Source organism: Bradyrhizobium sp. SHOUNA76 (assembly GCF_023006445.1).
Classification (GTDB): domain Bacteria; phylum Pseudomonadota; class Alphaproteobacteria; order Rhizobiales; family Xanthobacteraceae; genus Bradyrhizobium.
Genome location: NZ_JALBHA010000433.1, coordinates 1 through 5637 on the forward strand (window position 1 = coordinate 1; position 5637 = coordinate 5637).

Sequence of the window (5637 nt, forward strand, 5' to 3'; positions counted from 1 at the left end):
AGATGCTGCTGCGCCGGGCGCGGCAGGACGAGGCCGCCATGCAGATCGATGCCTGGCTGCGTTCGCCCGGCCTGAGGGCGCCGACATGAGCCAGCAATATCGCGCCTACCTCGTCGGCGAGAACGGCGTCTTCCGCTCCGCCGAAGCATTCGAGGCCTCGTCCGACGAGTCCGCTCTCAGCTTCGCGCAGCAGTTCACGCGGCACGGCAAGGTGGAGGTGTGGCAGCTCGGCCGCAAGATCGCCGTGCTGGACTCGGAGCAGTCCCAGCCGCCGCCGCCGTCCGCACGATCCCGGCCGGCACTGACGCGTCAATGATCGCGTGAGTGCGATCGCGACGTGAGACTGTCGATCTCGAAGCTGAACTTCACCTGCATGATTGGCCCGTTGGCGTCGCGAACGTCGATCGCCATCTGTTGCCTGCCTCCAGTGGGCGACGCAGACAACACGGCGTCGCGCGCCATGTCGGCAATCGATTTGGCGGCCTCGGCCCGAACCGCGCGCGGGCTGGACAATTCCAGTCCCTCCTCGTCCAGTGCAATTCCCTTGTCGTCGCGAAGGTCGAAGTAATATCGGGGCATGTCCGCATCCTTTGCGGTATTAGGCGCGGGGCGGATAAAGGTTTCTCGCGGGTTGAAAATTCGCTTGCGATCCAATGGGTTCCGGGAACGCAACCCCGGCTCGCGATCGTGCCAGGATTGCGCAGCCCTACTCCTCCGCAAGCTTGCGCTCGATATAGGCATCCACCGTCTCGGCGAACGAGCGCTGCACGCCGACCGCCACATCATGCTGATCGAGTGCGTCGCGCTGGAGCACGCGCAGGCCACGCCCGCGGGCGCTGAGCGGCGCCGTGTTCAGAAACTGGTCGATGGCGCCCTTGGCGAGCGGGATGGCCTTGGGATCGCCCCTGGCGATCAGGAGCCGCAACAGGCTCTGGCATTCCGCCAAACCGGGCATGACTTTTAGCCTCTCAACGTTGCTGCGATTTAGGCTTCGGCCGCTTCACAGGCTGGGTGTGGGTGCCGAACAGCGCCAGCAGGAACGCGACTTCTTCCTTCGAACCGATCTGGATCATGATGATCTCCTTTTCGCTCCGTTGGTCGAGGCCCGGGCGCGCGGAGTTCAGGACAATCGGGTTTCAGCATTGTTTCAGGCGTGTTTCGTCGGGCGGAAATGCCCGCGTCGATTGGGGAACGCGGCAAGCCCGTGTTCACCGTTCCGGGGAAACCTGAACGGCCACCGGCAAAGACCTTCACGCCGCATTCATCATTTCGATCCTAAATCCTCCGCCGACGAAACGGCATGCAGGCAGGACCCATGTCCTTTGACCCGATGGCCGCTGCGGTCGACTGGCTTGATGCCTACCGCGCCGGCGATATCGACACTGTCCTTGGAATGTACGCGGACGACGCGGTGATCCATTGCGCCTGCGGCGGCATGAAGACGAGCTCGGGCAAGGACGGCCGACGCGCCTATTGGCGCGACCGTCTCACCAGATATCCCGCGTCCGGCCTCGACAATCTGCAGCCGTCCGGAGAGACGACGGTGGTCTCGTACGTCGCGCGCGGCGGCATCGTCAGCGCGAGCCTGACTTTCGATGCCTCCGGAAAGATCGCCACGCACGTCTGCGGTCCGCAAAACTAGGGCGTGTCCTGCGTTTTGTCTTCGCGACAGGACGTGGCCGGTTCGCCTGAGCGGTCAGCCAAGGGCCGTTGCAGATTCTCGATCTCCTCTCTTCGTCTAGCACCGGGAAAAAGTGGAAACTTTCCGGAAAGCTTCGAGTTGGCAGGGACTGGTTTTCGGTCCCGGAGAGTGAGCATGGTCGACGAAGCCGTCTTGAAGAACGCCACGGAGATCGCATGGACGGCGTACCGGGCGCGGCATCCTGACGTCGATGCACAGGACAGCCGGCGCTGCCTGCTCGAACGCCACCTGCACAGGAGATGGGAAGAGCGCAAGAGCGATACCGAAGAACTCGCCAGCTTCGGGATGGCGTACCTGCACCGGCTTCCCCGAGACGAATGTTGACGACCATGAAAATGCTCGTCGCGCGCGTGACCCGCGGTAGCACAAGGCCTGTTTGGACGCTGCTCGCGGTTTCGTTTCTCCTCTCGGCGATCATCGTGATCGGCTTGCGCATCGCGTTGGGGAACTAGTGCGATGCGGATCGCCCAGCTTGCCCCGTTGGCCGAGAGCGTTCCTCCGAAGCTTTACGGCGGCACGGAGCGGGTGATTGCCTGGCTTGTGGACGAACTGGTCGCGCTCGGACATGACGTCACCCTGTTCGCTACCGGGGATTCGAAGACCAAAGGAAACCTCCAGGCGGTGTGGCCGCGCGCGCTCCGGCTGGGGCGGAGGGGCGTCGATCCGAACGCCGCCTGCGCGTTGCTGATCGAGGCCATCGCCGAGCGCGCACGCGACTTCGACGTGATCCACTGCCATGTCGACTGGTTGACCCTGCCGGTGCTGAGTCGGACCGGAGTGCCGTTTCTAACGACCATGCACGGCCGGCTCGACCTTCCGGGGCTTTCCAGCGTGATCGGGGCTTTCCCGGACGCTCCCTTCGTCTCAATATCCGACAACCAGCGCCGTGCGCTTCCGGACGCAAACTGGATCGCGACGATTCCGCACGGATTGCCCAAGGACCTGTTTCGACCCTCCTTCGAAGCTGGTTCGTATTTGGCTTTCCTCGGGCGGCTCACGGCGGAGAAGGGGCCGGAAGATGCCATACGCATCGCACGCGCCGTCGGGATGCCGCTGCAAATCGCGGCCAAGATACCCCGCGCGGAGACCGCCTACTTCAAGAAGAAGCTCGAACCCGAGATCGACGGCGAAGAGATCAAGCTCGTCGGCGAGGTGGACGAAGCCCGCAAGCAGCCGTTTCTCGCCGGTGCCGCCGCCTTGCTGTTTCCGATCGACTGGCCGGAGCCTTTCGGCCTCGTCATGATCGAGGCGATGGCGTGCGGCACGCCCGTGATCGCCTACCGCTCTGGATCGGTGCCGGAAGTCGTGGAACACGGCGTCACCGGCTTCATCGTGGATGGCCGGGAGCAGGCGATCGAAGCGGTCAAGGAAATAGGCCGACTGGACCGAAGCAGGATCCGCGCCCGCTTCGAGGAGCGTTTCGCCGCGAGCCGGATGGCGAGGCAGTACGAGGACCGGTACCGCGAGTTGGTCGACCGAGGATGGCGCCATGCGTCAGGGCATATTCAGTACGCGTAGGACCCTCGCGAAACCCGTCATGCCTCGTCGTCGACGAACGGATTCGCTCGACCCATCCTACGAGCCAGGGCGTGTGGGACGCCTCTTCAGGCGCCGGTAACCCACCAATGCGCGCCACTCGAATACGCTGATTAAGATGCCGACCAGTGCAGTCCCGACCCCGCACATTATCAAAATCATTTGGAGCATCGAATCACCGCGTGTCGATGCTCGTGAGCGTACCAAAGTGAAGACTCGTTCCGAAGGCTTATTTGGGCGGCTGCAGTCCGGGCGAGGTCAGCCAGTCGCTTAGATGTGAGCCGAGCTCGACGATCCTGGCTCGCTTGAGTAAACCCTCACGTTCCGCACCAGCCGGTAACTGGCTCGCCCGTTCTTTGAGGATATTGGCCTGTTCGGCCATTCGTTCTTCAAGCGAGCGGGTCTGCACGATTCTGCGGCGCTCTCCCATGGCGCGCTCCTTAGCTGCTGAATACGATTCCAAACCGCAAAAGTAAGTTCACGTCCGGTCGCAAAACCAGGACACTCCCGGATTCACAAGCCCCGCGCCGCTGTTAGAAAAATGGCCCCAGCTCGTGGGATATTGGCGGGCATTGGAGCTGGGGCCTATCGGGGTTTGCCCTCGGGGAAGGGCACCCGGAAAACTCGGCAATTGCAGGAATGTTCCTGTCCTAATTTTCAAATTGCGCGAGCCCAATCTTTCGAACTGGGGCAAGACCGACGGCTAGGTCCCCTGCGGACCAGCCGGCGTCGGCCATGGGACTGCGCTAGGGTTGAGCCCTTGCGAAACGTCGATGGACGGATTGTTGGGCTTCGCTTGCGATCTACCATCCGCCGAGCTTCACCCATGTCGAGAAGGTCTATCTGATTAGCCTTTCTGAACGGCGGCCGCCGCCGTGCGGATGACGTCGATCACAATTTCGGGCTGCGACAGCATTGGCACATGGCTACTTGCCACTTCCGTCACAGTCGCACCCATGCGCTTCGAGACCCACCGTTGCAGGTCGGGATGCACGGTGTGGTCTTGCGTGGCCAAGATGTACCAGCTTGGCTTAGATCTCCACGCGACCTTATCCGCGCTAAGCTTCTGCTGCTGGAATAGATCGGCAACGGGCGCATAATGCGTAGCCCAAACCAACTTCTGATCCGTCTCGGAAAGGTCGCCTGCGAAAAACTCGGTGCCACTTGGAAGCATCCAGGCACGCCCATCTGCGACCTCGACGCGCGAGAAGATGTCCGACGGATGTTTGTCGAGCTGGTCTTGCACAGTCTCCCCCGCATCCGGGGCGACCGCCGCTATGTAGACAAGGCCAACAACGCGATCATCGGAGGACAGGGCTTCCGACACGGTTGAGCGTACGCTTCACCGTCGCCAGATCCTCGGCGTAGGAATCCAAGCCGTATTGAACCGCGATGACCTCGTACCCATCCGCTTGCAGTGCAGGAATAACTTTGCTGAAGCATGAGCCATCGGCCCAAATGCCGTGACAAAAGACGATCGCTGGTTTGGATTTCATTGACATGGGCTCCCTCGAGGTCGCGGTAACAGACCTCATTCTGGCGAGGGACGCCGCTACGTCTTCCGAAAGAGCCCGAAAAAGTCTTACCCGTTTCGCCTTGCCGAGCAGCACGCGTAGCAACCATTAAATGGCGGCGGTGTTTTGAGCCGTACGGATCGCCTGCGCCTGCCATGATGACGCCGTGCTCGCGTCCGTCAAGGCGTGGCCAGGCGGCAGATCGGGTGAGGTTGGGGCGAGCGACGGCCATCCTTGACGGACGCTGCGCGCGGCGCCAGGAGGAGCCGCAGGTCGGGACGAAGAAACGCGTCCCGGTCGAACTAAGAAGCAGGGAGTGATCCCGGCGGCTCGCCGCACCATGGCGTGCCGCGGGCTACCACTGTGTTAGCGAAGATGAGCATCTTTCTGGCACAGGCAACGAGCGCTGGCTTGTGTTCCTTTCCGGCTGCGGTCAGTCGTTGGTAGAGCTGGATGAGCTGCGGATTCCATCGAAACGATGCCGCCAGTGAAGCCGTATAGAGTGCGCGACGCAGCCGCTTTCGCCCGCCCTCGATATGCCGAACGCCTGACCGGTCGCCGCTATCGTCGTCATAGGGTGCAAGGCCGGCGAGAGCGACCGCTTGCTCCCGCGTGATCTGGCCGATCTCAGGCAGACGCACCAGGATGGCGACGGCGGTCGGCAGCCCGATGCCGTCGACGCTGCTGATCAGCGCAAGCCTCTTGGCAAGGTCGGGATGCTTGCGGATTGCGGCGACCAGAGCCTTGAGTGCGGCCCTCTCACGTTGCTCCAGGCGAGCGATATCCTCTTGCCAGAGCTTATTAATCGTCTCATTCCGGCAACTCTCGATCCTGTTCTTGAGGCGCGCGATATCCTCGCCGATCTGATCGATCATTGTCAGTTGC

General features: G+C 62.3%; 8 protein-coding genes and 1 pseudogene. 4 read left to right on the top strand and 5 right to left on the bottom strand.

The features are described 5' to 3' along the window. The coding region (locus tag MOV74_RS29900; RefSeq protein WP_246930298.1) for a hypothetical protein at positions 1-316 on the top strand (316 nt) is incomplete at its 5' end. Here the strand turns inward: MOV74_RS29900 and MOV74_RS29905 are convergent. Beyond that, positions 310-654, bottom strand: a complete 345-nt coding sequence (locus tag MOV74_RS29905; protein WP_404979192.1) for a DUF6894 family protein — start codon at positions 652-654, stop codon at positions 310-312. The two genes, MOV74_RS29900 and MOV74_RS29905, sit on opposite strands and share 7 nt — an antisense overlap. A 52-nt stretch (positions 655-706) precedes the next feature. After that, positions 707-955, bottom strand: coding sequence for a hypothetical protein (locus MOV74_RS29910; protein WP_212090665.1), 249 nt, complete (start codon positions 953-955; stop codon positions 707-709). A gap of 360 nt (positions 956-1315) precedes the next feature. Between MOV74_RS29910 and MOV74_RS29915 the strand changes: the two genes are divergently transcribed. From MOV74_RS29915 to MOV74_RS29925, 3 genes are all read left to right on the top strand, one after another. Then, on the top strand, positions 1316-1642 hold the full coding sequence (locus tag MOV74_RS29915) for a nuclear transport factor 2 family protein (protein WP_246930299.1): 327 nt from the start codon (positions 1316-1318) through the stop codon (positions 1640-1642). A 174-nt stretch (positions 1643-1816) separates the two neighbouring features. Then, the gene (locus tag MOV74_RS29920) at positions 1817-2026 is read left to right on the top strand and encodes a hypothetical protein (RefSeq protein WP_246930300.1); all 210 of its coding nucleotides are present in this window, start codon (positions 1817-1819) and stop codon (positions 2024-2026) included. A 132-nt stretch (positions 2027-2158) separates the two neighbouring features. Next, positions 2159-3220 (top strand): glycosyltransferase family 4 protein, encoded by a 1062-nt coding sequence (locus MOV74_RS29925; RefSeq protein ID WP_246930301.1) that lies wholly within the window; start codon positions 2159-2161, stop codon positions 3218-3220. Positions 3221-3467: 247 nt separating this feature from the next. On the opposite strand, the gene MOV74_RS29930 is transcribed toward MOV74_RS29925, so the two are convergent. From MOV74_RS29930 to MOV74_RS29940, 3 genes and pseudogenes are all read right to left on the bottom strand, one after another. Then, on the bottom strand, positions 3468-3668 hold the full coding sequence (locus tag MOV74_RS29930; RefSeq protein WP_246930302.1) for a hypothetical protein: 201 nt from the start codon (positions 3666-3668) through the stop codon (positions 3468-3470). 417 nt (positions 3669-4085) lie between these two features. After that, positions 4086-4740 (bottom strand): annotated as a pseudogene (locus MOV74_RS29935) (alpha/beta fold hydrolase). 314 nt (positions 4741-5054) lie between these two features. Continuing rightward, a partial coding sequence (locus tag MOV74_RS29940; RefSeq protein WP_246930303.1) for a transposase occupies positions 5055-5637 on the bottom strand: 583 nt, incomplete at its 5' end.